This is a genomic window from bacterium, from assembly GCA_016702305.1.
GTDB lineage: Bacteria > Electryoneota > RPQS01 > RPQS01 > RPQS01 > JABWCQ01.
Genome location: JADJEH010000017.1, coordinates 1 through 24,196 on the forward strand (window position 1 = coordinate 1; position 24,196 = coordinate 24,196).

The 24,196-nt window shown below is 53.0% G+C and carries 27 protein-coding genes and 2 pseudogenes; 24 read left to right on the forward strand and 5 right to left on the reverse strand.

The genetic code is table 11. The features are described from left to right. The first annotated feature begins 640 nt into the window (after positions 1–640). From IPH10_11205 to IPH10_11240, 8 genes and pseudogenes are all read left to right on the forward strand, one after another. Positions 641–823 carry a molybdopterin-dependent oxidoreductase gene (locus IPH10_11205; GenBank protein MBK6911474.1) on the forward strand — a complete coding sequence of 61 codons (183 nt, stop codon included), beginning with the start codon at positions 641–643 and terminating at the stop codon, positions 821–823. Continuing rightward, positions 795–1,079 (forward strand): hypothetical protein, encoded by a 285-nt coding sequence (locus tag IPH10_11210; GenBank protein MBK6911475.1) that lies wholly within the window; start codon positions 795–797, stop codon positions 1,077–1,079. Before IPH10_11205 ends, IPH10_11210 begins: the two co-directional genes overlap by 29 nt. A 712-nt stretch (positions 1,080–1,791) precedes the next feature. Continuing rightward, on the forward strand, positions 1,792–2,265 hold the full coding sequence (locus tag IPH10_11215) for a hypothetical protein (GenBank protein MBK6911476.1): 474 nt from the start codon (positions 1,792–1,794) through the stop codon (positions 2,263–2,265). Between the two features lie 340 nt (positions 2,266–2,605). Further along, positions 2,606–3,004, forward strand: a complete 399-nt coding sequence (locus tag IPH10_11220) for a hypothetical protein (protein MBK6911477.1) — start codon at positions 2,606–2,608, stop codon at positions 3,002–3,004. A 923-nt stretch (positions 3,005–3,927) separates the two neighbouring features. Continuing rightward, positions 3,928–4,116, forward strand: a pseudogene (locus tag IPH10_11225) (hypothetical protein). Positions 4,117–4,434: 318 nt separating this feature from the next. After that, positions 4,435–4,749, forward strand: coding sequence for a hypothetical protein (locus IPH10_11230; GenBank protein MBK6911478.1), 315 nt, complete (start codon positions 4,435–4,437; stop codon positions 4,747–4,749). Between the two features lie 52 nt (positions 4,750–4,801). Next, positions 4,802–4,999: a hypothetical protein gene (locus IPH10_11235; GenBank protein ID MBK6911479.1), complete on the forward strand. Its 198-nt coding sequence runs from the start codon at positions 4,802–4,804 to the stop codon at positions 4,997–4,999. After that, the gene (locus IPH10_11240; protein MBK6911480.1) at positions 4,999–5,496 is read left to right on the forward strand and encodes a hypothetical protein; all 498 of its coding nucleotides are present in this window, start codon (positions 4,999–5,001) and stop codon (positions 5,494–5,496) included. Before IPH10_11235 ends, IPH10_11240 begins: the two co-directional genes overlap by 1 nt. 369 nt (positions 5,497–5,865) lie before the next feature. Here IPH10_11240 and IPH10_11245 read toward each other — a convergent pair whose 3' ends face one another. Then, on the reverse strand, positions 5,866–6,183 hold the full coding sequence (locus IPH10_11245) for a hypothetical protein (GenBank protein ID MBK6911481.1): 318 nt from the start codon (positions 6,181–6,183) through the stop codon (positions 5,866–5,868). Here IPH10_11245 and IPH10_11250 point away from each other — a divergent pair. From IPH10_11250 to IPH10_11290, 9 genes and pseudogenes are all read left to right on the forward strand, one after another. Then, positions 6,173–6,352, forward strand: a complete 180-nt coding sequence (locus IPH10_11250; GenBank protein ID MBK6911482.1) for a respiratory nitrate reductase subunit gamma — start codon at positions 6,173–6,175, stop codon at positions 6,350–6,352. The two genes, IPH10_11245 and IPH10_11250, sit on opposite strands and share 11 nt — an antisense overlap. Before the next feature lie 112 nt (positions 6,353–6,464). Next, entirely contained in the window at positions 6,465–6,656 is a 192-nt protein-coding gene (locus tag IPH10_11255; protein ID MBK6911483.1) for a respiratory nitrate reductase subunit gamma, read from the forward strand. A 21-nt stretch (positions 6,657–6,677) separates the two neighbouring features. Beyond that, positions 6,678–6,827 carry a hypothetical protein gene (locus IPH10_11260; protein ID MBK6911484.1) on the forward strand — a complete coding sequence of 50 codons (150 nt, stop codon included), beginning with the start codon at positions 6,678–6,680 and terminating at the stop codon, positions 6,825–6,827. A gap of 88 nt (positions 6,828–6,915) precedes the next feature. Beyond that, positions 6,916–7,077 carry a Rieske 2Fe-2S domain-containing protein gene (locus tag IPH10_11265; GenBank protein MBK6911485.1) on the forward strand — a complete coding sequence of 54 codons (162 nt, stop codon included), beginning with the start codon at positions 6,916–6,918 and terminating at the stop codon, positions 7,075–7,077. 174 nt (positions 7,078–7,251) lie between these two features. Continuing rightward, entirely contained in the window at positions 7,252–7,455 is a 204-nt protein-coding gene (locus IPH10_11270) for a hypothetical protein (GenBank protein MBK6911486.1), read from the forward strand. Continuing rightward, positions 7,433–7,654, forward strand: coding sequence for a hypothetical protein (locus IPH10_11275; GenBank protein MBK6911487.1), 222 nt, complete (start codon positions 7,433–7,435; stop codon positions 7,652–7,654). The genes IPH10_11270 and IPH10_11275 overlap by 23 nt, the downstream gene beginning before the upstream one ends. Positions 7,655–10,475: 2,821 nt before the next feature. Beyond that, a pseudogene (locus IPH10_11280) lies at positions 10,476–12,039 on the forward strand (NarK/NasA family nitrate transporter). A 34-nt stretch (positions 12,040–12,073) separates the two neighbouring features. Next, positions 12,074–12,628: a DUF542 domain-containing protein gene (locus tag IPH10_11285; GenBank protein MBK6911488.1), complete on the forward strand. Its 555-nt coding sequence runs from the start codon at positions 12,074–12,076 to the stop codon at positions 12,626–12,628. After that, a complete protein-coding gene (locus IPH10_11290; protein MBK6911489.1) occupies positions 12,574–12,777 on the forward strand; it encodes a hemerythrin domain-containing protein in 204 nt (67 codons plus the stop codon). The genes IPH10_11285 and IPH10_11290 overlap by 55 nt, the downstream gene beginning before the upstream one ends. Before the next feature lie 426 nt (positions 12,778–13,203). On the opposite strand, the gene IPH10_11295 is transcribed toward IPH10_11290, so the two are convergent. From IPH10_11295 to IPH10_11310, 4 genes are all read right to left on the reverse strand, one after another. Continuing rightward, positions 13,204–13,581 carry a transposase gene (locus IPH10_11295; protein MBK6911490.1) on the reverse strand — a complete coding sequence of 126 codons (378 nt, stop codon included), beginning with the start codon at positions 13,579–13,581 and terminating at the stop codon, positions 13,204–13,206. An 88-nt stretch (positions 13,582–13,669) separates the two neighbouring features. Then, positions 13,670–13,819, reverse strand: coding sequence for a hypothetical protein (locus IPH10_11300; GenBank protein ID MBK6911491.1), 150 nt, complete (start codon positions 13,817–13,819; stop codon positions 13,670–13,672). Then, positions 13,816–14,115, reverse strand: coding sequence for a helix-turn-helix domain-containing protein (locus IPH10_11305; protein MBK6911492.1), 300 nt, complete (start codon positions 14,113–14,115; stop codon positions 13,816–13,818). Before IPH10_11305 ends, IPH10_11300 begins: the two co-directional genes overlap by 4 nt. A gap of 107 nt (positions 14,116–14,222) precedes the next feature. Beyond that, complete coding sequence (locus IPH10_11310) at positions 14,223–14,534, reverse strand: transposase (protein ID MBK6911493.1); 312 nt, start codon at positions 14,532–14,534, stop codon at positions 14,223–14,225. 1,089 nt (positions 14,535–15,623) lie between these two features. Between IPH10_11310 and IPH10_11315 the strand changes: the two genes are divergently transcribed. The 7 genes from IPH10_11315 to IPH10_11345 all read left to right on the forward strand — a co-directional run bounded on the left by IPH10_11315 (position 15,624) and on the right by IPH10_11345 (position 24,195). After that, positions 15,624–16,373, forward strand: a complete 750-nt coding sequence (locus tag IPH10_11315; GenBank protein ID MBK6911494.1) for a lamin tail domain-containing protein — start codon at positions 15,624–15,626, stop codon at positions 16,371–16,373. 38 nt (positions 16,374–16,411) lie between these two features. Then, on the forward strand, positions 16,412–18,628 hold the full coding sequence (locus IPH10_11320) for a lamin tail domain-containing protein (GenBank protein MBK6911495.1): 2,217 nt from the start codon (positions 16,412–16,414) through the stop codon (positions 18,626–18,628). Positions 18,629–18,701: 73 nt separating this feature from the next. Continuing rightward, positions 18,702–19,109 carry a hypothetical protein gene (locus tag IPH10_11325; protein MBK6911496.1) on the forward strand — a complete coding sequence of 136 codons (408 nt, stop codon included), beginning with the start codon at positions 18,702–18,704 and terminating at the stop codon, positions 19,107–19,109. A gap of 38 nt (positions 19,110–19,147) precedes the next feature. Beyond that, on the forward strand, positions 19,148–19,447 hold the full coding sequence (locus tag IPH10_11330) for a hypothetical protein (protein MBK6911497.1): 300 nt from the start codon (positions 19,148–19,150) through the stop codon (positions 19,445–19,447). A 113-nt stretch (positions 19,448–19,560) separates the two neighbouring features. Continuing rightward, complete coding sequence (locus IPH10_11335; GenBank protein MBK6911498.1) at positions 19,561–20,922, forward strand: IS3 family transposase; 1,362 nt, start codon at positions 19,561–19,563, stop codon at positions 20,920–20,922. Positions 20,923–21,284: 362 nt separating this feature from the next. After that, on the forward strand, positions 21,285–22,820 hold the full coding sequence (locus tag IPH10_11340; GenBank protein MBK6911499.1) for a PQQ-like beta-propeller repeat protein: 1,536 nt from the start codon (positions 21,285–21,287) through the stop codon (positions 22,818–22,820). Positions 22,821–22,830: 10 nt separating this feature from the next. Continuing rightward, positions 22,831–24,195 carry a hypothetical protein gene (locus IPH10_11345; GenBank protein ID MBK6911500.1) on the forward strand — a complete coding sequence of 455 codons (1,365 nt, stop codon included), beginning with the start codon at positions 22,831–22,833 and terminating at the stop codon, positions 24,193–24,195. The last annotated feature ends 1 nt before the right edge of the window (position 24,196 follow it).

The following is a 24,196-nucleotide window of genomic DNA, read 5'->3' on the forward strand; positions in this document are numbered from 1 at the left end:
GCTATGACTTCCGCGATTCAGCAAACACAATTTCTGTCATGCCAGTACATACAAGAATCAACCGGATACCGCCCAGGAAGCTGTTCACTTGGCCGAATATTTGTCCAACCCCAACTTGATGCCGACCGCGCATGAACATGCGCGCCAATCTTGGGCGCGTCACCGGAGTGATCAGCCCTAATTGTGGTTGACCATATCGCAAACGCCCACGCAACAGCCTTTCGCGCCATCGAGGTACAGCATGAGTTGATTACAGATCTTTTTTGATCCCAAACAGCGAGAGAGTGGGGAAGACTTTTACCGCAATCGTTGGCCTTATGACAAGATTATTCGCAGCATGCACGGCGTGAATTGCACAGGTAAGATGCAGCTGGAATATCTACGTCAAGAATGGCATTGTCACGGGAAATGCAGGCGCCTGATTATCCGATTATTGACAAGGATATTCCGCCGTATGAACTGCGCGCGTTGCCAATTCGAATTTACCGTGGTATATCTACAGTCCGATCCAAGGCCAGTATCTCCTACCAGCGGAGCGCTGATTGATTTGTGGCGCGAAGCGAAACCCAGTTTCCTTGATGATCCTGTCGCGGCCAATTCGACCGTCTCAAACCAGAATCACGGATCGGGTTGAGCCACACTGCGCGGCAAGGGCGGCCTGCGCAGATTCAGTTGGGATGAAGTTCGCGAAATTCTTTCCGCCGCAAACATTCGCACCGTAATGAAGCACGGCCCCGATCGTGACATCGCGGGGTTCTCGCCGATTCCTGCGATGTCCATGGTGAGTTGCGCGTTTGGGCGCGCAGGCGCTTCATGCAACTGATGGGCGGCGTTTCCCTTTCACCCTACGATTGGTATTGCGATTTGCCGCCGGTCTGCCTGAAGTTTGGGGTGAACAAACCGATGTCGCTGAAAGTGGTGATTGGTTCAAGTCGAACTTCATTGCGGTTGTAGGTTCGAACGCCCTGATGAGACGCGCACGCCTGATGCGCATTTCTTGGTGGAAGCACGGCATCGCGGCGCAAAAGTCGCTGTCTTTTCTCCGACTTCTCGATGGTGTGTTCAAAGGTGTCCGATGAGTGGGTGCCGATTCATCAAGGGCAGGATTCGGCTTTCTGATGGCCGTCGGACACAGCTAATTCTTACGCGAATTACGTCGAACGTGAGCGGTTCCATTTTTTGTAGACTATCAGAAGCACTTACTCGGAGCGGGCCAATTTCTGGTTGAATTGCACAAGCAAGCTGATGGAACCTCTCGCTTCCGGTCAATACGTACGCTATCTCGCAAGTTGTCGACACAAAGAGTTGACAATGCTCAGAGTGGAAATTCTTCATGCTCGATCCTGCAACCGCGAACTTAGACTTCCGCAAGGAACCGTTGGGCCACCGCTGGCAAATCGGAAAGTATGGGTCAATGGAATCTTAAATCTCAAGACGAGCGAACAGGCAAAGCGTTTGATCCACCAAGCTATGCTCGATCCAAAGACCGATGAACTGGTCACTGTCTTGTTGCCGGAGTTTTCCGCCGAGCACGGTGACAGCTGGGTCCAATCGTTGGTTCCTGTTCGCAAAATCAAGACCCGAATGGCGAGACGTCTATGCCACAACGGTGTTCGAGTTAAGCTTGTCGCCAGATACGCGTAAATCGCGACGCATCAAAGTTTGCACCCTATGACGAACCGGAGCATTGCGGACAGTCTCCATGGCAGGAGAAATTCATCGGAGTGTCCGGTGATGTTGTGATACGTCAGCCCGGTGAATGGGCACGAATGCTGAAAAGAGCGGCGGTAAATGCAGCGTCATCATTGGAGCAAAGTCAATCCACTGGTACCACAACACCCGATCTACCGCTCGATCATTTCCAGCCTTATGGCTTTGCGTGGTGGCTGTGTCGGCAAAGAACGGCGGCCGACCAATCATTATGTCGGCCAAAAACCTGACATCGCAACCGGGCGCTCATCGATTTGGAACCGACTGGTCAGCGCCGCCGCGACTGCAAACACGCCGTCATTTCATTATGTCAATTCCGATCAATGGCGATATCCCTTCGGGACCTGGATGACATCTGTCCGGTCGCCGATTCATTCCCATAGCATGGCGCATGGACATACCATTGATAGACAGGTGCAAGCCGTGCGGGCCGGCTGGTTGCCCTCATACCTGCAATTTGATCAATCCCCGCCGCTTGAAGTTGCAAAGGAAGCACGCAGCAACGGCGCGAATGGACGAAGCCTCTATCTGTCAAGAATGTCGTGGACAGATTGAAGGCGAAGAAGCTTAAGTTTGCAGTTGAAGACCTCGATTTCCCAAATGCTTCGCGCCTTTTTACATCTGGCGAGAAAATTTTCCATATCATCCAAAGGCCATGAGTATTTTCGGAAGCATTATCTAAACGCACACAAACCCTCATATCGCAAAAGAGCAGGCGAAGGGAGCATGTCTATCAGCGGCGTGTGGCACGACAAAGTCGAACTGGGGCAAGATGGATCCGCTAAAGTCTGTGACTTGAACTATCAAAGCGGATTCTTCCGCACCTCTATTCTGATATTATCTTTGCCGGCCGCGACGTATTACGAGAAGCAACCATCTTCTGAATTCACCAGACATGCACAGCTTCATTCATCCGTTGCAAGCCGCTGTTCCAATCGTGCTGGGAACCGCAAAGACTGAATCCCATATCTTCGCGAGATCGTCGAAAGCGACTTCGAAACTTGCCGAGCGCTATCTGCCCGATCCAACGGAAGATGTCGTAACCGCGCCGCTCGCCCACGATACGCCCGCTGAAATCGCTCAACCCTCTATCAAGGATTGGTCCAGAGGTGAGTGTGGAAGCGATCCTCGCAAGACGATGCCCATCATCAAAGTGGTTACGCGGGACTATAAGAATGTCTTCAACAAATTCATCAGCCTTGGTCCCACTTCCGCAAGGCCTTCGGCATGCATGGTGAACGAAATGGAAGTTGCCGATATGTATGATGCATACATGGAGAACAACTTCCACTGAAAGGGTGGGGGGGGGGAGTCTTCACCCTTGCGCGAAGACTTGCTTGTTTAGCGATTCTGAATTCTGCCCTGAGACTAACGGTGAATTGGCGTTCCGACCGCATAAATCGGAAGCTGATTACCACCGGCATTTTGACTGTATCGCATGCCGCCGAGAAGACTCGCTCCGTTCGCATAACATCTTCGATGATGTCGCTGCTCAACCGAGGCGAATTCTCACGACGCCGTTTTGGTCAGGGGTAACGAGTGACAAGCGTGGCGCATATTCAGCGTATTGTCAAAATGTGGAAGCGATCCGGTGTACCATGGCGTACGCCATGAGCGGCAGGCAGCATTACCGCCTTGATCACGAGGCTTTACATCGCTTATGGCGAGAATCGGCCGACCTACAAGCCACGAGTGCGCGTCGCGAGATCCTACCGACTTGGCACAGTCAAAACCAGGGGCGGAACACCCGTATTGAATTACCTGATGCCACACACGGCAAGTGGTCGATTCACTCGACTTATGGCGACACCTTGAGAATGCGCACATTGAGTCGTGGTCACGACCCGATTTGGATAAACATAAAGATGCTCTGCTATTGGGAGCAGAAGACAACGATTTGGGTCGAAAATTTTCAATGATAACGGAGTCGCAATCTTCGCGGTCAACGTCAGCGCACGCATTCCACGCGGTATGTGTTTCATCTACTACTCGCCCGAACGCATCGTTGGGCATCCGGAATCACCCGGAGCGCGGCAACCGTCGTGCGGGCGTTGTCAATAGCTTGACCAGAGCGCGCCTCAAACCGGCTCTTTATGATTGGTGGTTATGGTCAGCTTATATACGCGCTCAACTACTGGGGGACCCTCCAGGGCGTGAATCGACATTTGTTGCCGCCAAGAAACTTCGAAAAAGTAACTTCGCAAAGGTGAACAATGGATAGAGCACAAGTTTCCATGGTGTTTCACCGACAAATGCATCGGTTAGTCACACATGCAGCGTGGCCTGCAAAACGCTGTGGACAGACCGACCCGGTGCGGAGTACTATGTGGTGGAATAATGTTGAAACAAACCCTACGCACGGGCTTTCCACATCGCTGGGAAGATCAGATCGCCAGCAAGGGCGGTCGGAAGCTCAACGGCAGCAAGTGATCTTTCAACAAGCCAGTCGAAATTAGGTGGACTGCTGAAGTTGCCTGCTAATCCGAATCAACCGGATGCTGGAAGACTACTAAGAGCCGTGGACGCATTGAGTACGAAAAATCTTTGATGGCCGAAGGCGACGATTTGATGACTGCTGCCGATCCTTGCATCACCGGCGAAGAGATGAGGATTGAGGGCGGCCCCAATACGACGATCTCTCCGGGTTCGCCACCATGCTGCGAATGACGTCAATCACGATCTGCTTACGCCTAAAGAGCGGCAGCAGCTCTAAAGATTCAACGCGTGGCTTTGGCGTATTTGCCGCGCATTTGCAATCATTGCGCTAATCCGAGCTGTGTGGCGTCGTGTCCTTCGGGTGCGCTTTCGGCAAACGCGGAAGACGGGATTGTTTTGATCAATCAGACGCGTGCCGCGGATGGCGCGCCCGCATTTCCGCACGTCCTTAAGGCAAGAAGATCTACTACAATTGGGTCACCGGCAAATCAGAGAAGTATTCTTTTGTTATCCGCGCCCTCGAAACGGGTCAGCACCTGCCTGCTTCCATTCGTGCGTGGGCCGAATCTTCGTTACCTCGGAGTGTTGCTTTGGCGATGTTGACCGAATCGAACCACAATGAAAACGGCGGATCCGTTGCTCGTAGAAGCGCAACGTGACGTCATCTGGTGATCCTAACGATGAGAATGTGATTGCTTCGGCACGCGCCAACGGCATCAGTGACGAAATGATCGAGTCCGCGCGCAAAAGCCTACCTTGTACAAGTACGTCGTTTAATGGAAACCCTGCCCTACCGCTGCACATTGAGTACCGCACGATGCCGATGCTCTTATGCGCCGCCAGTTACCCGTGATGGGAAAGACGACGACCAGCCTTATGATCATGCAGAAGAGTCATTCTTCACCTCGGCTTGACAAATCGCGCCTTTCAATCAAGCACATGGCAAGATTGTTCGAACGCAGCAATGAGGCGGTTGTAACCGCTTCGCCTCAAAAACTCATGGTTGTTCGCCACTATAAGCGGGCGCAGGAAGTCGGCGACGTGCAGGATGACAGCGCGTCAATCGGATCATGCGCGAAGCCGGGAACCAACGCCGGAGAGGCGTGGGAAGAATCTACCTTTTTGACGGCAGTGCCCACAGTGCAAAAGCGCCACGTACTCCGCCGCTTCAGCGCGAAGAAGCGAGATATAGGAAGTATGTGTGACGTGCAGATTGCAAGGGAAGGAAGATTCGGAAAGACCTCCAGGCGTAGAAAGGAATGTAACGCAACGAGTTCATTTGAAATGTCATGCCGGGAACTGGCAATTTCTCCTGCCGCTATCCGCAAACGGACCACTTGTCTGTGCTGAACAATGCTATCGATTCCAGAGTGAGCAATAAATCAATAAAGTGCTTACGAGCGTTTCGCGATGCGATTGCCGAGTTGTTCCGTCCGAAAGTTGCAAGAACTCTTACACTGCACATTTGATCTTAACCTGATGCCTGCCTGCGCTGGAGCGTGCACCTGTTCGGTGTCGAGGTTTCGCCGCCCCATCTTATGGTTGGGCTATTGGACATGTATCGCGTTGCGAGTTTCCTGGTGACTGGCGAATCAGCGGATCATATGAGCACTGTCGTTCGATTTCTTCCGTTCGCTGGAGAACAACGCGCGTGAGGAAGTTGCACAAATTTATTTTATTGACGAAATGGCGAAATCGCGTGAATTCTTGGACTCAAAATCAAACCCATTTTCTTAGTTTCTTGATCAAGGCGACAATCTCAATTGTAGCCACTGAAACAGGGAAGGAGGCAAGATGGCGCTTGAGTTGTTTTATTTGTCGGTCTGCCTTGACGCCACGATCTTGATCTCGCATTGTAGGCACAGTCTGGCGCTTTCTTAATGACCAATACGGAATCTCATCGTTGTCCTCGCAGTTTCTCGAGGGTAAGAAACCCTGTGGGGATTCGCGCCATGGCATATTGGCATCTTGATTATCTTCCTCGGCCATTTTGTCGCGTTTCCGTTGCCAGGCGTGGCAAAGATTGATGGCTGTCACTCTTGCTTGCGACGGCCGAAACAATGGAATCGCGGCAGCCGTATTGTGCTTACTTGGATTGATTGTGCTCTTTTACCGTCGCCTAACGACCGCGCGGTTGCAGAAATCTACAAACATCGGCGATTTCATCGTCGCGACACTATTGTTGGCGCAAGTTGATTGGGACTAATGGTGGCTGGCGGCTACCGCTGGGGCGCGAGTTGGTCAACCGGAACATTGACCCTACGTCTGGAGTTTGATCACGTTCAGCCCGGACGCGACAATTATCAGAGACATGCCGATTGCGATTCAAGCGCACGGTCGGCGCATGGCCCATCTTGCTCGTGCTGCCGTTCACGCGCCTGATTCACATGGTGTCAGTTCCACTCCAGTACCTCTTTCGCTCACCGCAGAAAGTCGTTTGGAACAACCCCGAGCTGCAACAATCAGGCGGTCGCCGCCCGAGTCACACAGGAGTCACGCCGTCATTTTGAAGGCCGCTTTTGGATTAAGCGTTGCCGGGCTTGCTGTCCGTTGGTGTGTTAGACAAACCGGGCCGCCGCTTCTTCCAAATGCCCGCTGGTCTGCATCACGATGAAGAAGCAAATTTACTGGAAACGCGCTTGCGTCGGCTGCAGCTAACCGCCGAAGAGAAGGAGTCTTGAACTCGAACGCCTTTGCAGCGATCACATCTATGTAGCGAAACTCGCAGAGTTAAACAATACCATTGGGAAGTACTTCATTGATTACCCGATGCGCCCCGGACTCGCGTTTCGCGCTGAAGACGGATGGCCCATGCTGTTGTCCGCCAAGTGCACGCACTTAGGCTGCACGGTCGGAAACCAAGTTGATGCAAGCGGCCGCATTCTCTGCCCGTGTCACGTTTCTTACTTTGACATCAAGACCGATGCCTAACGAAGGCGCTCCCGCAAAGGCGCCGTTTAACGCATTGCCTGGGTGCCGCGCGACGAGCAAGGAACCGAAGTCGCGACTGAAAGCCCGCGGGTTCACGCACCGGAAGACTTGACCCGGCCTTTGGCGGACGGCTATTCACTCTACATTGTCAGATCGCTATCGGCGGAGTGCTGGATGAAACAGCCATTCGTCAACACTATGTTTGACTTCATCGCGTCGCGAATGCCGTTGCACAAGCTCGACGTCCGTCACATGATCACGGAAAAAGAGGTTCCGGTTCACCGCATGTCAGCGGGGGATACTACGTCGGCGGTTCTGGCAGCTGTTCTTTTTCATCATCCAAGTCTTCACGGGGATGATGCTCTTATTTTATTATGAACCGACGGTCAGCGAAGCGCATGAGTCCGTAGAGTACATCACGCATTTCATGACAATGGGCGCGTTGATTCGAACCTGCACGCATGGTCCGCTTCTTCATGATCTTTGCGTCATAGCGCATATGCTCAGCGCACTGGCCATGAAAGCATCCGCGATGCCGCGCGAGATCACCGGGATTGCGGGCGCGCTCTTGCCTTGATCACTTTCGGATTTGGATGCGCAGGCCATCTCTTACCGTGGAATCAAATCGCCGTCAACGCCACGAAAGTTGATTTGGGTTCAATCGACCAAATGGGACAGTACACCGCCTCCGGCTTTGTCACACCTTTGCCGAAGATGTGCGCGGACGATCTGGTGAGCGCCAGCCATTTGACAAGCGACCTAAGCAGATTCTTGAACCGCATGTCGTTATCCTGCCTTTACTGGTATTCGGCGTGATCGTACTGCATGTCCTTTCGTTCAGTTACACGGCATGAGTCCCGGTATCGAAGATAAGCCGCGTCGCAAGGACAAGTTCTTCCTGATATTTATTCTTAAAGACTTGAAGGAATGGGGAATCGCGTTCTTTGTACTATTCATCCTCTCCTGTGTCTGCCCTTTGATTCACTTTTCCTATCCATTGCTGGAACCCTACAATGCCTTGGGTTCGACGCCTGACGGTATCAAACCAGAATGGTACTTTACTTTGTCTACTATCCGATGGAGCTGCTGCCGTTTTGGATCATCATCGTGGTCATGACTCTCGCTACGCTGGTTTGTTTGCGGCGCCGTGGATCTTTACGGGCACGAGTCACAAGACAATGCGGTGGATTGCTTCGCGATTGCCGCGTATATGATCGTCGCGACATTGTTTGACGAAACATTTATCACGCAATCAAGGGGTGAAAAAGCAGACCAAGACACTCCAATTGCTGTTCACCTCGTAATCGTCGGCATTGCTATGCCTACCCGAATTCCAGAAATTTCGCAAACTCACTCTGACGGCCCATTAACTGCGCGATGTGTCACGCCAATGGCGACGGTCCCGAAGCGAGCATCGCGCGGCCAAACGGAAGCTTGACGCCCGACGAGTGGAACAAGCTTTGAATGCTGCACGCGGTGCATTCCGCTCGGTGTGCCCATCCAGAGCCCCATTCTGAATGCGTTCGGAACAATATCATTACCGTCATCGAAAAACTAAGTTTCTCGAACTGCGCACATCCTGAGCAGTTGGCCGAGGTCTATGGATATCAAAGTGATCTCGATGGCGACGGAATTACAGATGCTCAAGAGTACTTGAAGGAAACTCATCCCCTCAACAATGTTCATGGCGACCCAATGAGGGCTGTTCTTCATAACCCGAAAGCATTCAGGCTCATGCAATTTTGATCGTGTTGGCTACCATCGCAGGATTCTTGGATTCAGTCACCTGTTACACGGCTTGTCCGCCAGCGCGTCCACGAAATCGTCCGTTGAACGCCATCCATAAGCAACCAGGGATAATCGTGCAAGATCGCAGACGAGCAATGGAGGTTCTCATCCTGGAACATTAATTGGCCTTCACCATCTGCTTCGCCGGGTGGATGATGAACGGTGTACTGGTCAATTATCTTATGGACAACGACATCTTCCTTTGGGACAAAGCGCAGATTGGTTGGTTGATTGGTATCTCAGTGTTGACGGGATCAAGCACGTGTCTCCGTCCGTGTTCTGACGGATAAATACGGTGGAAGAAGAGTTTACACAATTCTGATGCTCATCTCCGCAATCCTGATGTTCATGACAGGTGCGGCGAACGAGTACTATCAGTTTGTCTTTGCAAGCTTAGGATTTGGTCTTTACAGGGGCTGCGTGCGCAGTTGGTATTGCGTATATTCGGTTTGGTTTCCCAAAGAGCGACAAGGAACTGCGCTTGGTATCTTCGGAGTCGGTAATGCAGGTGCTGCCATAACCAGTATGGGCGCGTCGGTCTTACTTAAATGGTTGACGGACAACGGAGCAATGTTGATTATTGGCGCACACTGCCCAAGATTTATGCGGCCGCGCTTGTAGTTATGGCAATCATATTCTACTCTTCTGGACATACGAGAAGAAAATAGCGCACTCGGCGGGATTGACGCTACAGCGTCCGAACCGCCGAAATACGTGCGCGTTTGGCGGTTTGACCTACTACTTCCTGGTCTTCGGAGCATCCGCCGCTTTAGCACAGTGGCTAGTTCCATACTACGTGAACGTTTATACCATGAGTGTTGCATCAGCAGGTCTCATGGCCTCAATCTTCAGCCTTCCTCCGGTTTGATTCGCGCCTTGGGCGGCTGGATGTCGGACAAGTTTGGCGCGCGTCGCATCGCGTATTGGGTGTTGGGCAGTTGTTTGGTTCGGCTGCGCATTACTTTGTGTTCCACGCATGGACATTGAACCTCCCGGCTCTGCGTGACGGCGGCCAGAGCAGGTACCGTCACGTTTGTATCCGATACGCTTGTTCGCATTGATCAACGCGAATACAAAATTCGCTCCTGAGCCAGCGGCGTGGCGCAAAAAATCAAGACAATACATTTCTCGTCTTTCCCTCAGGTGAATTCTGCACAGTCCGGTTGTTTCAGTCGGTGACAAGATCGTCAAGAAGCAGCTACTGGCCCGCGGTATTACGCATCTGTTTTTTCAGGCAAACATTTGGATATTCACTTTCATCTTTGTAGTCTGAATCATGATGGGAATCGGCAAAGCAGCCGTGTATCGCCATATTCCCGACTACTATCCAGAGCAGATCGGCGTCGTCGGAGGAATTGTCGGCGTCGTCGGTGGATTGGCGGATTTGTATGTCCAATCCTGTTTGGCTATATGCTCAAATGGACGGGTATCTGGACGACGCTATGGATCTTTCTTGGTGTGCTTTCGTTCATTTGTCTTATTTGGATGCACTTTGTGGTTCAGAGGATGATGCATAAGAATGCGCCTGTGTTAATGCGCCACATCGAGGATCGACACGATCACCCCGTAGAAACGACGCCTGCCTAATCAAAACTGGAACGGAAACGCAAATGGCTCAGACATTAATTCATTGGAACGTTGAAGACCAATCGTTCTGGGAGCGGGAAGGCAAGCGCACCGCTTACCGAAATCTCTGGATATCCATTCCATGTTTGCTGTGTGGATTTGCCGTCTGGATGTTCTGGTCGATTGTCACGACCAAGATGCAGGAGCTTGGCTTTCAATTCGATCCTGATCCAGCCAAAAAAACAAGGCAATGCTCTATACGTTGATTTCGATAGCCGGTTTGACGGGTGCAACATTGCGTATTCCCAATTCCTTCTTTGTCGCATTGAGCGGCGGCCGCAATGTCGTCGCGGTTACGACCGCCTTGCTGATACTCCCGGCACTCGGCCTTGATTGGCGCTGCGTGCCCGGCACGTCGTACTCCACTTTTGTAATCCTGTCTGCATTGTCAGGAATCGGCGGAGGTGCCTTCGCGTCCTCGATGTCCAATATCAGCCTCTTTTCCCGAAGCGAATCCAGGGCACCGCATTGGGACTCAATGCCGGTTTAGGAAATCTTGGCGTCAGCATTATGCAAGTCTTGTTGCCGTTCGTGATGACATTCGGTGCGTTCGGAGCTTTCGGCGGAAATGCCTGGAAAACTGCCGCCGCGGTTGGTGCGCAGCCCGCAGGCACTCTAGTCTGGATTCAAAACGGCGGATTTGTATGGGTGCCCATCCTTGCCGTCTTAGCGATCCTTGCATGGTTGCTTATGAATAACCTTGCAATACACAGTGTCGGTTCTTCCGCGGCCGCTATTGCCAAAATGCTTTACTTGACACTACTGGGCTTTGCTGGATCAGCATTGGGACTGTATCTGTTGGTCGCGCTCAAAGTCAATATGTGGATTGTCTTGCCGATCACCATAGTGTTGACGCTAATCCTGATTAGATATTTGTCGCCTGTAAAGATTCGCCAGAATTTGAGCAACCAGTTTGCAATCTTCAAAGAGAAGCACAACTGGGTTATGACCTGGCTTTATGTCATGACCTTTGGTTCATTTATCGGATATTCGGCGGCATTCCCAAAGCTCATCCAAGATGTCTTCGGATCACTTCCGGACGGGAGTGCCAATCCTCACGCGCCGAATCCCTTTGCCTATGCATGGCTTGGTCCGTTGGTTGGTTCGTTGATTCGTCCGGTCGGCGGTTGGCTATCCGATAAGTTTGGCGGCGCGCGTGTCACTCAATGGGACACCGTAGTCATGATTTTCGCGGCGTTAGGTGTAGCGTACAATATCAAGGCTGCCAGCAATTCGCCGACACCGGAAGTATTCTTCGTTCCGTTTCTGCTCCTCTTTCTGCTCTTGTTCATTACAACCGGCATTGGCAACGGTTCGACATTCAGAATGATCCCCATCATTTTCGATTCAAAGCTTGCAGGGCCCGTGCTTGGTTGGACGTCGGCGATTGCAGCTTATGGCGCATTCATCATCCCCAAAGTGTTCGGGACGCAAATTCAAGCCGGTCACCCAGAGTACGCACTTTACGGGTTCGCACTCTACTATGTGAGTTGTCTGGTAGTGAATTGGTGGTTCTACGCCCGCAAGAACGCTGAGATTAAGTGTTAACTTCACAAATCATTCCACACTACAGAGTAACACCATGAGCATTACACTCGAAACTCCCGTAGGCCATTTGGTCGTTGAAAAGCCAGGCCGCGCACATATCTTCCAGCGTTTTCAGATTGACTATTGCTGCGGCGGTGCTAAGCCCTCGGTCAAGCATGCACCGCGAAGAATCTTGATCCGCAAGTCGTGCCTCGCGGAAATCGCCAAGCAAGACAGCCGCACGGATGTTGATTCCGAGCCTGACTGGACAAAGGTCACGATGTCCGTGCTGGTTGACAATATCTTGAATCAGCACCATGAGTACCTACGCAACACGTTGCCCCACCTTGGTGAAATGGCCGAAAAGGTCCATAATGTCCATGGCGAGAATCATCCGGAACTGCTGGATATTCTGCAAACCTTTGCGGGAATTTTCCACGAGCTGGATTCGCACATGTACAAGGAAGAGAACATCCTCTTCCCGGCCATCAAGCGCCTTGAACAAGGTTCCATGCCCCCGCTGCGGCTGCACAGCTCTTTGGCCCGGTCAGCGTCATGGAGGCGGAGCACGCCACCGTTGGAGCCGAACTCGAAAAGCTTCGTGGCTTGACCAACAATTACACGCCACCGGAAGGCGCGTGCAACACCTATCGCGGCTTGTTTGCTGGCCTAGAAGAGCTTGAACGCGACTTGCATTGGCACATTCACAAGGAGAATAATATTCTCTTCCCAAGAGCTTTGGCAGGAACTCAGTCCTAAGGATCACAGGGTCAGCCATAGACTTGTGACGCCGAGTCGGAGCTTTGGTTAGCATTGCGAAATCCCAGCGTGCGCTTCCACCGAGATGTTCTTGTTTCCGGAGGACATCAATTAAAGATTTGGGTCGCGCCTCAGAGGAGGAGTCGAAGCGGGCGCCAGATCTTGCTTCCAGCCTTGACCCCCCTTGTCCCGAATCTGTCCCTATGCGTCCGTAACTATAAGTAAAACAAACCCCTCCAATTCACTCTTAATCAATTGGTTCGGGGTTCGAGTCCCTGTGGGTGCACAAGCTAAAGCCCTGCTAAAACATTGTTTTGCAGGGCTTTTTCATTTGGCTTATTTGTTCGTATGTTCATTTGTAAGTCCAGATTTTAACAACCTGTATCTGTTGGTCGTCAGAAGAAATGGGACACATTTTCAGTTAAGTTAATGGAGGGATTTGGTTCGTAAGTTACGTTTCCTTCGTGGGTTTTGGTTAGGATTTAGATTGGCCTGTTTACGGGCCTTTTTGGTTTGTTCTTTGAGCAGTTGGCGCTGTTTCTGGATGGCTTCGGCGCGGCCGAAGTAGACGTCGGCCGGGTGCAGATTGCCGATGCCTTTGTGGTAGTGTTCGTGGTTGTACCAGTGCCGGAACGCCTCCAGCGCGCGGTCGAACGCCTCGGGTGAGGCATGCACGATCAGCTGCAGCTTTTCCTTGGCCGTGCGGTTCAGACGCCTGACCTTGCCGTTGGTCTGGGGATGATTGCGCATCGAGAAGATGTGCCGGATCCCCAGATCTTCAAGCAGCTGTTGAACGCGCCCCACTTGTAGCAGGCGCCGTTGTCGCTGAGGAGCTGCACCCGCTCATGACGCGGGACTTCTTCCATGCCGGTCCCGGCAATCGCCTGCGCGATCAGCCCTGCACCGTGTCGCCTTTCGAGTTGCGCAAGCGGCGGAACACGATCGAGAACCTGCTGAAGTCATCCACCACACTGCCCAACGGATGCGTGCCCCAGTCGGGCAACATCAGCTCCGTCAGATCGGTCTGCCACAGTTCGTTCACGCGCGTCGTCTTGCGGTGATACTCTTTGGCCGCCGGGATGATCTGCGGCAACTCCGCGCTAACCCGTTGCGCTTCAGAATGCGGTAGACCGTGCTTTCGCTGACACTGAACCCGCCGTCATCGGTAATCCTGAACGCCAGTTGGCGCGGCGACAGATCAGCATCGAGCAATGCGTTGGCGATGATCGTGCTCTCTTCTTCTTCCAAGAGCCGGTTCCAGACCCGCCGCGGCGCCGAAGACCGGTCCGCGAGCGTTCCCTGGCTCTGCCAGCGGTAGTACGTGCTCTTGGGAAGCATCAATTGCTTCAAACAGCGACGGATCGACAGTGGTGCAGTATCCACCAGCCGCAACAGATCCTGCTTCTGCTCGGACGTGTGCCGGGCATAACGCTTCGCCTTGCGCTTCAGAAGAGACTTTTTTTGAGCGTGCGCACCTCCAGCATCAGATCGGCCACCGTCTGACGCAGCTCTTCGTTCTGACGACGATAGGACTCCACTTCCCCTTTGGTCGCGCCGCGCACCGCTTCGCCCTTCAAGCGCGCCTTGCCCGCTTCCATGAACTCCTTCAGCCAATTGTAGTACACGTTGGCGCTCACGCCTTCCCGACGGCACAACGCCGCCACCGGATGATCGCCCCGCAGTCCTTCCAGCACGATGCGGATCTTGTCTTCCGCGCTGTACTTCGTGCGCGTCTGCCGCCGCACCGTCTTGATCAACTGCGCCGCTTTCTTTCGGCGCTGCCGCCGCAGCCTGCTTCTTCCGCCTGGGCATGATCAGCCCTCCTTCTTCGATGATACATGATAATATCTCAGCGAAGGGAACGCAACCCCAAACCTGGTCACTTGCGTTGTTAAGTACAGTCGCGCCGCGCGACTGTACTTACATCACAAACCATCCACTAATACTACTGGACCAACTGTCCCAAATGTGCTGACGGATTACATTGATTGTCCTCCAATGCGCTCTGACAATGTTGCGTTGCTGGGCCCGTTGAAATTTCTGTGTCAGTAAACTAGCTATTTGTTGCGTCAATTGGTCCGGCAGAACAATATGCGAGCTACATTATCACTATTCCCAATTCCCGAAAGCCGTAACCTCGTTTTCGTCCCGCCCTGCCGCTTGGTGGGGCTTTTGTGTTTCAAGATGTTTATTTGCAAAGAGCACGATAGTGCACAAATATTCTAAAACACACAAATCGGTTGAATTGTAGATGATAGACCACTATATTGCTAAGATAACGGACTGGGTCTACATTAGCCATAGCATCGCGATATTGCTGTAACGGAGTGATTAGATATCGCCGGGCTGGGCGACTACTATTACAACCACTATAGTAATAACTGCGAACTTGGCGTAAATTTCCCTCACGTTGACACCTTCACGAAAAAATTATCAGTTTGTCAATTCTAACTATCGTCGCGATCCGTTGCCTCTCCTAAACCGACCTAACAACTCTCGTTTTTCTAGCGTGAGGCCTCGATGACACTCCGACCGTTGATTTGCGCAATGTTCTTCATATTTTTATCGTCGATTTCGCAAGCATCCGAAACTTGTCCAGGTACAGTCCATTTGACTACAGCACACGGTCCGTTTATGAATGGACGGCCGTACTACCGGAACTGAGTTCCCTGACTTCCGGGATACATTCGAATTGAGGCCTTGCCGGACCGTGTAGCTTTGGATGGCTCAGCAGTCCGTTTGGTGACGGCGAGAGCTATGTATGTCTGACTAGCTTTCAGTCTACCCTTGCCTATGATCTGTCTCTCTGCGTGTGTGGCTTACCAAATGTCGTCATCAACGAAGTAATGTATGATGACACGGCAAGCGGAGACAACGATGTGGACTGGGTCGAGCTTCATAACACACGAAGTACTCCAGTCAACATCGGGGATTGGTACTTGTCAGATGGCTCGACCTATCCCAATACCGATGGCGAAGGTGTTCTTCATATTCGATCAGGGACAACGATTCAAGCCAATGGATATATCATCTTGAGTAAGGTGCCATTTTCAGCAGCAGCCGAAGTTGTTTGCACAGAGATCAACCCCAGTTGGGTTTTGGGAAACAACGGCGACAATCTCGCGCTGTTCAGCGATACAACCTCAGCACCACTTGTGGACGGTCTCCTGATTGGCAACTATCCCGACCTTGCGGCTGGCAATAGTGGCACCTCAGTCGAGAAACGCTCCGAAAATGTCGCCTGGACATCGGCCCCCACAGCGTGGGGCGCTTCAACAAATGAGAATTCAATCACAGGTCGCTATCGCTTCTGCATACCTGACGAACGAAATCCTGTGGTTGCATCATGCTTGCCGCCCGATAGCGTAAGCATCCGACGGGAAGCAGGCTACGCCGAGGTCCGCTTCATCTCCGAAGGGGGTTCGTATGAGATCGACAGCACAGATCAACCCAGCAACGACGGCGATCCAAGTGGCGGCGATCCCCAATGGAACTTGCGTCTTTCCGCTAACTACAGCATTGGTCAATCCTTGTGGACGGATACCAATGTCACCGATGCCTACCGCAATTGTGTCATTCCAAAAGCGTGTCCGTAGTGTCACCTGCCCATTCTTCAACGCCACAGCACTCATCCATGAATAATCGAATCCTGCTTTGCCTCATTGTTTGCGTTGCATGGGCGCACTTGGCCGTCGCTTCCGATGCCTGTCCAGCGACTGTGATAACCAGCGTGCCCTTCCAAGAGATCGCCGTTCAAAGCGCATTGAATAACGACTTTGATTCTCCGAGTTACTCGTGCCTTGGTCACAGAGTGGACTTCATCTACGCTTATACGCCTCCGGTTTCCGGCTTCTACCCGTTGGCAATTGAGTGTCTTGATGGAGATCCCGATCCGGCAACCGTGACAATTCACTTGCGAACCGGCGGTGCATGTCCCGGAACAGTCTGGGACTTCTGCTTGTACTTCGGCGGACTTGACGGCCTTTACAGAACAAATCTCGACTTGACAGCCGGTGTGCAATACTTCATCATCGTAGAACCGCCGTACATTCCGTGTGACACCATTCAGTTCACATTAGGCCCGCCTTCGGGTTCGCCCAATGCCCTGAGCAACGAGTGTCTCTTCGAGTATATGTGGGGCGACTCGAACGCCCTTGAAGATTGCAACGGCGGATGCACGAACGAGGACAATGGGGGGCAGTTTGCCGCGCAGGATCTTCTGAACGGGTTGTCGGTTAACGGACGAGCATTCAAATACATGTTCCAGATCGATACGCTCGATTTTGAAGCTCGGTTGGACAATGACTATTACACGCTTCCTGTTTTGCCGAATAGTATCGTCTCAATTGAGTTTGAGACTGAGTTTGATGCGGTTCTTGCCCTCTTCAGCGGAGCGGACTGTACGACTCCAATTGGCTTCTTCGTTCCTGACACAGGAATACAAAATATGTTGGTGACAGAGTGCCTGGACACTTTGCGCGACAATACGCTAATGGTGCAAGTGATACCGAGTTACTTGTATCAATTCACCTTGGGAGAGCCGCGGTTCTACTCGTTGCGTTTTGGCAGATCTACCTGCCCAAGCTGTGAAGACTACGAGACACCCCGCGGAGCACCGGGCTCGTGGAACCTCGGCTCGACCTGCGGGGCGGGCAATGACTGCAATCAGTGGCCTTCACAAGAATTAACAGTACCGATCTATATTCCCGACGCAGGATGGTGGACATTTGGTCTGTGCGGCTCGTCACCGACTTGGCCCGCCGTGTTGAATTTATCCGAGTCTTGTTGCGGACCAACAATTGGCCAAGGGGCGGGGGGTTGTCCGAATGGGATGGCCGAGATTGACGGTCTGTTTCTCGAAGCTGGGATGTACTATCTCGGCGTGGAAGGCTTGAATGCGGGGAATTGCGACAATGTTACCTTGAATGTCGAACAGCTTCTTGCTCGTTGTTGTTACGGACCGGAATCAACGCCGTCATGTTCGGACGCGACTTGGAGCGAGTGCGAGGGACTGGGTGGGGTGTTCAATGTTAACGAAACCTGCGCGGGCGAACCCTGTCCGATCCGTCCATTGTGCGATCGCGAGGGCGGGATTAGTCAGCCGCCGCACGTGCCCACCGAAGACTATAACTTCGAGGGCACGATCGCATTTTGGAATACAACCGACGGTGCTTATGAAAACTACAATTTAGGTGAGCCGGTCGCAGTCGCTCAATTCTGGACACGGCGCACGGCGACAGGAGGGAATTGCACGGAGAGCGAAACGGCGGTGCGACTATCGTTCCACACCACGCCCACAGCTGCCGCGACCTGCTCGTACGATCTCAACTTGAGCGGGGTGTTGTTGCCGTTTTCGTGGGGCCCTTATGATGTCTATGAGTTCACCGCGGTGTTGCCCGAACTCTGCGAGTTGACCTCAGGCTACATGCGTGTGCAAAGTTTGACGGACACCTGCAGTCTGCTCTGGCTCTCCAGTCCGTTGGGCGATGGCGAGACGGTGCGCTATTCCTTCGGCTCTCCGATCATACTCGACTACGACATGTCGCTCTGTCTGTTCGGTACGCCCGAGGTCGTGATCAATGAAGTTATGTACGATGACACCGCCACGACCGATATCGAATGGGTCGAGCTGCACAACACGCACAATGCGCCCGTCGACGTGAGCAATTGGATTTTGAGTGACGGCGGCACGTGGCCGCCACCTTCGACGGAAGGCGCGCTGCAAATCCCGGTTGGAACTGTCATCCCGCCGAACGGGTATCTGGTCATCGGCAAGCTACCGCTGCCCCGTATTACCCTCAGTAATCTGCACCGAGATCGACGCGTCTTGGGCGCTTGCCAATGGCGGTGACAATCTTGCGCTCTATCGTGACACCAGCTCGACAGCATTGGTGGATGGAGCTCTAACCCTAAGCCATCCTGATTTGGCGCCGAGCAACGCCGGTACGTCCGTCGAGAAGTGCGACGAGAACACCACGTGGAACAACGATCCCGCCAGTTGGTCTGCTTCAACCCACGCATTCTCTCCGTCCGGCCGCTATCGCTACTGCACACCTGGTGCGCAAAACTCCTGCACGCCGGCCTGTTTGCCGCCGGACAGTCTAACCATCAGATGGGAAGCAGGAAACGCAGAGTTGCGCTTCATCTCCCACGGCGGCACCCATGAAATCTACAGTTCGAACAATCCTAACAACGATGGCGATCCGCGCAGCGGAGATCCGCAGTGGAGTTTACAACATTCAGCTAACTTCGTTACGGGTCAAGCTTTGTGGACTGACACCACATTGAGCAGCGACTATCGCAATTACGTCATCATTAGAGTCTGCCCCTAGTTCTTAACAACTGCAACAATAGAGAGGCGTCTTGACCGATGCTCAAACTACTTCGACTGTTTCTAATCGCTTGCCTGACGTGCGGTCACTTCGCTGTCGCGTCCGACAATTGCCCGGCAACCGTAATTGACACGATTCCGTTCTTCGACAACATAGATCTTTGTGCGCAATCGGGTGATGTTTCGTTCGGTTTATGTGGAAATCTTCTGCACGACGTCATCTATTCGTTCGTCCCTTTCGAAACTGGCCTCTATGGAGTGACAATCGTAAATGCAGTTCTTTGTTTTCCGTCAGCGCATTTGGCACAAGAGGATCATTATTATTACGGTGTAGTTTAGGGGTGTAAATTCAGTCGGGCGGCCCGACTGAACTTAGCGTTGGCGACCCGTTCAGGGGTTGCGGAGCTTCCGGGAAGGTGCTATTATGAACGCATCGGAAAGGAAGATTTTTTATGCCCAGAGGAAAAGTGAAAAAGAGCACGACGGCAGCGAAGCCGGAGAGCGCCAGTCAGCTGATCAAGTCGGTGAAGCAGCGGACGCGCAGGAAGTACAGCGCGGAAGACAATATCCACGTGGTGCTGGCGGGTCTGCGCGGCGAGCAGACGGTGGCGGCGCTGTGCCGTCAGGAGAACTTGCATCAGAACATCTATTACTCGTGGCTGAAGGAGTTCATGGAAGTAGGGAAAGCCAGACTGTTGGGCGAAGAGACACGGCGCCAACCGCGCGGGTGTGAGCAAAATCCAACAGGAGAACGAAGCGTTGCGTCAGGCGGTTGCCGATCTGACGGTGGAAGTGCGCGCGCTCAAAAAAAGTCTCTACTGAAGCTTCCCAAAGAACGCAAGCGCTATCAGCGCATGAGTGCGCAGCAGAAGGAAGAGGTGATTAGGCTTGTCGAACGGTCACAACTTTCGGTGAACCAGACGCTACGCAAATTAAGAGTACCAACACGCACATATTACCGCTGGCTGCAGCGCGGTTCGTTAGAAGACGAACTTCCCATTGCCCGACGCATCTGGAACAGGCTGCTTCCGCAGGAAGAAGAGACGGTTATCGAGAGCGCGTTGCAGTACCCGGACCGCAGTGCCCGGCAACTTTCTTTTCTGATTACGGATGAAGGCAGGTTCTCGGTCAGCGAGAGTACGGTCTATCGCATCCTGAAGCGCGAAGGGTTGATGCGTGAACTGCCACAGGTGATGAAAGCGTCGAAGGAGTATCACCGCAAGACGACACGCGTGCATGAGCTGTGGCAGACGGACTTCACCTACTTCTACATCGTGAACTGGGGCTGGTATTTTGCGGGCGGTGTGCTCGACGACTTTAGCCGCTACTCGATTTGCTTTGAACTGATGCCAACGATGGACGGTGTGGCAACACAGAAGCTCATTGATCAAGCCATCCGCATCACTGACATGAAGAAGGTGCCGGTCAACAAACGGGTGAAGCTTCTAAGCGACAACGGCTCGGGCTACATCGCTAAACCGTTCAACCGGTTCCTCGAAGAGTCCGGCATCCACCATATCTACACCGCTCGTAATCATCCGCAGACCAACGGAAAGATCGAGCGCCTGAACCGTACGGCGAAGGAGCGACTAAACCTGGTCATGTACACGTCACCGTCCGAACTGCAAGAGGCACTGGATCGGTTCCGCGACTGGTACAACAACGAACATTACCACAAATCCATCAGCAATCTGCACCCCGCAGATGTCTATCACGGCCGCGGCAAAGCCATTCTCAGACGCCGAAAAAGGCTCAAACACAAACAAAAAAGACCCGTCGCCAGGTCAATACGAATCCACAACCAAAACCACTGAAGCTCCGCAACTTACAAACCCAAACTACACCTTAATACAATAGCGCATCCTGTGCCAAAAGGTCTGAAGGCTTACATTGCCTTGCAATATCTCGGCTTCGCGGGACATTTTTGTCACCCTACTTTGTTCATATGTTCATTTGGTAGATGATGTTTGCTCGCCTGTCCAAATAAGAGTGTCCACGGACAGCGCTAATACCTCAGTTATGCGCTGATGTCGTCTAGGGCAACTTCGCCCCGCGCGTTTTCGCGTTTCAAAACAGCAACAGAAATCTGTTCGGGATGAATAGAATCGTATTGACTTTCGATACCCCAGACCGTATCATAGTGCGCGGAGTATTCAGGTCAAGCACGGTGAACTCAATGAAAACACTATTTATCCTTGCAGGATTGTTCGTCGCACAATTGGGCGCGTTGGCGAGTGATTGGCCGCAGCTACAAAGAGACGGCGCACGAACAGGGAGAACGCCCGACTCAGTTGCACCTCCGTTCCGAGCACGCTGGATATGGTTAGGTTCAGACTTGACGCTGCAAAATCAGGACAGCGAGGTGGGTTGGCCGCATGACCTGGAAACGCGTCCGGGCTATACCTATCCTATTCCGGTTTCGGTTCCCTTCACGATCAGCGGTGAAGTTCAGCCGATTGTTGCGAACAACAGGGTTTTTCTGGGCACAATCGAGGGTCAGGCCTTCGGAATTGACGCGACTACTGGGCTGAACTTATGGACATCGCCGCTTGCCGGAGGTACGATGTGCACGGCTTCTGCTGCAGGAACAAGAGTCATGTTCGCCTGTCTCGACGGTGCGATTCGCGCGTTCGATCAGGCGACCGGACTGCTTCAGTGGACAGCTTATTTGCGAAAAACCACAACCTCAGCGCCGTGCGTCATCGGGAACAATGTCTATTGCGCGGATCATGCCGGTTATGTCTACGCCCTTGATGCCGCCACCGGCCAACTAGTTTGGGAAAGCGATCGGCTTGGCCCTTCGATTCAAGGCGGATTGGCTGCCGATGCCACGTCGCTGTATGCCTGTACGGAGGACATGGTCTGCCATGCGCTGAATCTCGCGGACGGAGTTGAACGAGCGCAATCTCAAGTCCGAGGACAGAGCTTTCGGACGCTTCATCCCGTGGTCTTTAATAATCTGCTCTATGTGCACACGGCGCCAGTACCCGCAATCGGGAGCGAATACGTCATGGATGATCTGATGGCATCATCAGCCAATCTGTCACAGGAGGAAGCCAACATTCGCAGTTGGCTGGCCGGCGACAACAATGGCGGCGCTTGGCAGGACGCTTCAGCGGATTGGAGACACTTGTTTGTCTTGTCAACATCAACGATGACTGAGCCGTTCGTCGTCGCGGCGGGACCGGCCGACGGCAGCGGAATGAGTGCGCGACCCGTCGTCGTGGATAACCAGAACCGTGTTCTTGCTTACTTCAAGACGCGCTTCGCCACTTTGACTGCGCCGGGGCCAATCTTTGGGACCGATTACACAGTTGACATTGCGGCCATCAACCAAACGAATGGCAACCGAATTCCGATTGACAACGGGCACTTCAGCGGATTGTGGATGTGGGAAACGGACAATCTCTATGCAATGAGCGTCGCCGGGAACTACTTGTGGCTCCGCCAAAATTTCCGGGGTACCCAAGTTATCAATCTGACGAATAGTACCTATCGCTATGTCGAGGCGGCCGTTCGCGGCAATGACGGGGGCGGCTTCAATGCGGACATCATTTACGCCGATTTGCCTACTCCGGGAATGGAATATGAGTATGACGTCGTTCAAACTGCGCACTATCCCTACCAAGGCAGGGTTGCACCGGCAGTGTCGGGTCAATTCGTGTATTTTGCCGAGTCCTTCGGCCTGGTTTGCGCTGAGCATTTGCCTTAAGGAGCAGACGATGAAAAGTGCAATAATTGTCCTGGCTGTCCTGATCGGCGGAAGCGCCCACATTGGCCACGCGCAACCCGTCAACGTTGACCTATACGCCTGGCAGTTCCCGACGGTCAGCAACGTCAATCTGCAGTCGGAGTTGGTGACCATGTTACAGCAAGAGGTGTCGCAGATTCTCGCTGCGGGACATCTCGCGCCGTTGTCTGTGCGTTACGGCGATTTGACTTGGGAGGCGTATTTCCTCTATCAGGAGCCGGGACGTATCATCACCACTTTGGCGTGGGCGTTTCCTTACTTAACATCCGCTCAACAGGATTCTGCGCGACTCTATGTGGCGGAAGAGCTTGCCAACATCGACTATGCGCCGTGGGGCAACTATCCGTTGTCAAGAACTGAGGGTGCACGGCGGGAGTACTATCAGCAATCACCCATTTGGCAGGCGAATCACTGGATGGGGAACTTCCGTCCCAAGCTACATACCCTCTACGGCTTGTGGCTCTTTGCGGAACGCGCGGGGGAATTCGATCTGCTGCAACCCTTCTGGCCCGACATTGAAGAATTTTACAACTCTGAGGCGGATGAAGGACGGATATATGGTAGCGCGAGCGGCCACATCGGCATGATCCGGCTGGCTCATGAATTCGGTGACAGTGCCGCGCTCGTTGCCGCGCGAGCTAATCTGCTGTCCGACTTGACCGACGGGTTGAACTTCGCGAGCGTCGAGGCCTTTCTTCAGAATGGTTACAACGGGTGGGACGCTCCATACGGTCCGCAGTACAGCACGCGCAATGACAGCCTAATTTACCATGGCTGGATGTTCTTGAACATGAGTCCCGAAGTTGGCCGCTATCTTCGCGATTACCACTTAGAGGAGTGCACCGCGCGTAACAGTTGGGCCACCGGCCGATTCTATTTATGGTGGCTGACCGGATCTCAATATTTTTGCCGGTGGACGGGTGACGAATCAAGCGGAGTGACGCCGGAGATGTTCGGCATGGTCGTGCCCATAGAGCGCTGGACAATTGGCACCTCCAGTGGCACGCTTGAGCAGTATTTTCGTAGCTCGCCCTGGGGTCGGGGTGACTGCTATTGGTTGGAAGGACTTGTGCAGGCGATCGAGTCAACCGGGGACACCTTGTGGCGGGATATGCGAGCATCACCAGGTGTTACAGATCTTACTGCCGTCCCGCTTGGAAACGACATCGTCCTGCGTTGGTCGGCTACGGGAGCGCAGCAGTATCTTATCGCAAGCTCACCAACCTCTGATGGCCCCTTTACGATCATTGATAGTGTGATTACGGATTCAGTCGTGCTGAATAATGAAACTCAGAACTGGACTGCGCGCTACTTTCATGTGATTGCCCAGCCATGAA

Coding starts and splice junctions, on each gene's coding strand:
- IPH10_11215 (MBK6911476.1), top strand. CDS start 1,792: ATGCAGCGTCATCATTGGAGCAAAGTCAATCCACTGGTACCACAACAC.
- IPH10_11220 (MBK6911477.1), top strand. CDS start 2,606: ATGCACAGCTTCATTCATCCGTTGCAAGCCGCTGTTCCAATCGTGCTG.
- IPH10_11240 (MBK6911480.1), top strand. CDS start 4,999: ATGGGAAAGACGACGACCAGCCTTATGATCATGCAGAAGAGTCATTCT.
- IPH10_11250 (MBK6911482.1), top strand. CDS start 6,173: ATGGCTGTCACTCTTGCTTGCGACGGCCGAAACAATGGAATCGCGGCA.
- IPH10_11265 (MBK6911485.1), top strand. CDS start 6,916: ATGCGCCCCGGACTCGCGTTTCGCGCTGAAGACGGATGGCCCATGCTG.
- IPH10_11270 (MBK6911486.1), top strand. CDS start 7,252: ATGAAACAGCCATTCGTCAACACTATGTTTGACTTCATCGCGTCGCGA.
- IPH10_11275 (MBK6911487.1), top strand. CDS start 7,433: ATGATGCTCTTATTTTATTATGAACCGACGGTCAGCGAAGCGCATGAG.
- IPH10_11285 (MBK6911488.1), top strand. CDS start 12,074: ATGAGCATTACACTCGAAACTCCCGTAGGCCATTTGGTCGTTGAAAAG.
- IPH10_11290 (MBK6911489.1), top strand. CDS start 12,574: ATGGAGGCGGAGCACGCCACCGTTGGAGCCGAACTCGAAAAGCTTCGT.
- IPH10_11305 (MBK6911492.1), bottom strand. CDS start 14,115: ATGCTTCCCAAGAGCACGTACTACCGCTGGCAGAGCCAGGGAACGCTC.
- IPH10_11315 (MBK6911494.1), top strand. CDS start 15,624: ATGTATGATGACACGGCAAGCGGAGACAACGATGTGGACTGGGTCGAG.
- IPH10_11320 (MBK6911495.1), top strand. CDS start 16,412: ATGAATAATCGAATCCTGCTTTGCCTCATTGTTTGCGTTGCATGGGCG.
- IPH10_11330 (MBK6911497.1), top strand. CDS start 19,148: ATGCTCAAACTACTTCGACTGTTTCTAATCGCTTGCCTGACGTGCGGT.
- IPH10_11335 (MBK6911498.1), top strand. CDS start 19,561: ATGCCCAGAGGAAAAGTGAAAAAGAGCACGACGGCAGCGAAGCCGGAG.
- IPH10_11340 (MBK6911499.1), top strand. CDS start 21,285: ATGAAAACACTATTTATCCTTGCAGGATTGTTCGTCGCACAATTGGGC.
- IPH10_11345 (MBK6911500.1), top strand. CDS start 22,831: ATGAAAAGTGCAATAATTGTCCTGGCTGTCCTGATCGGCGGAAGCGCC.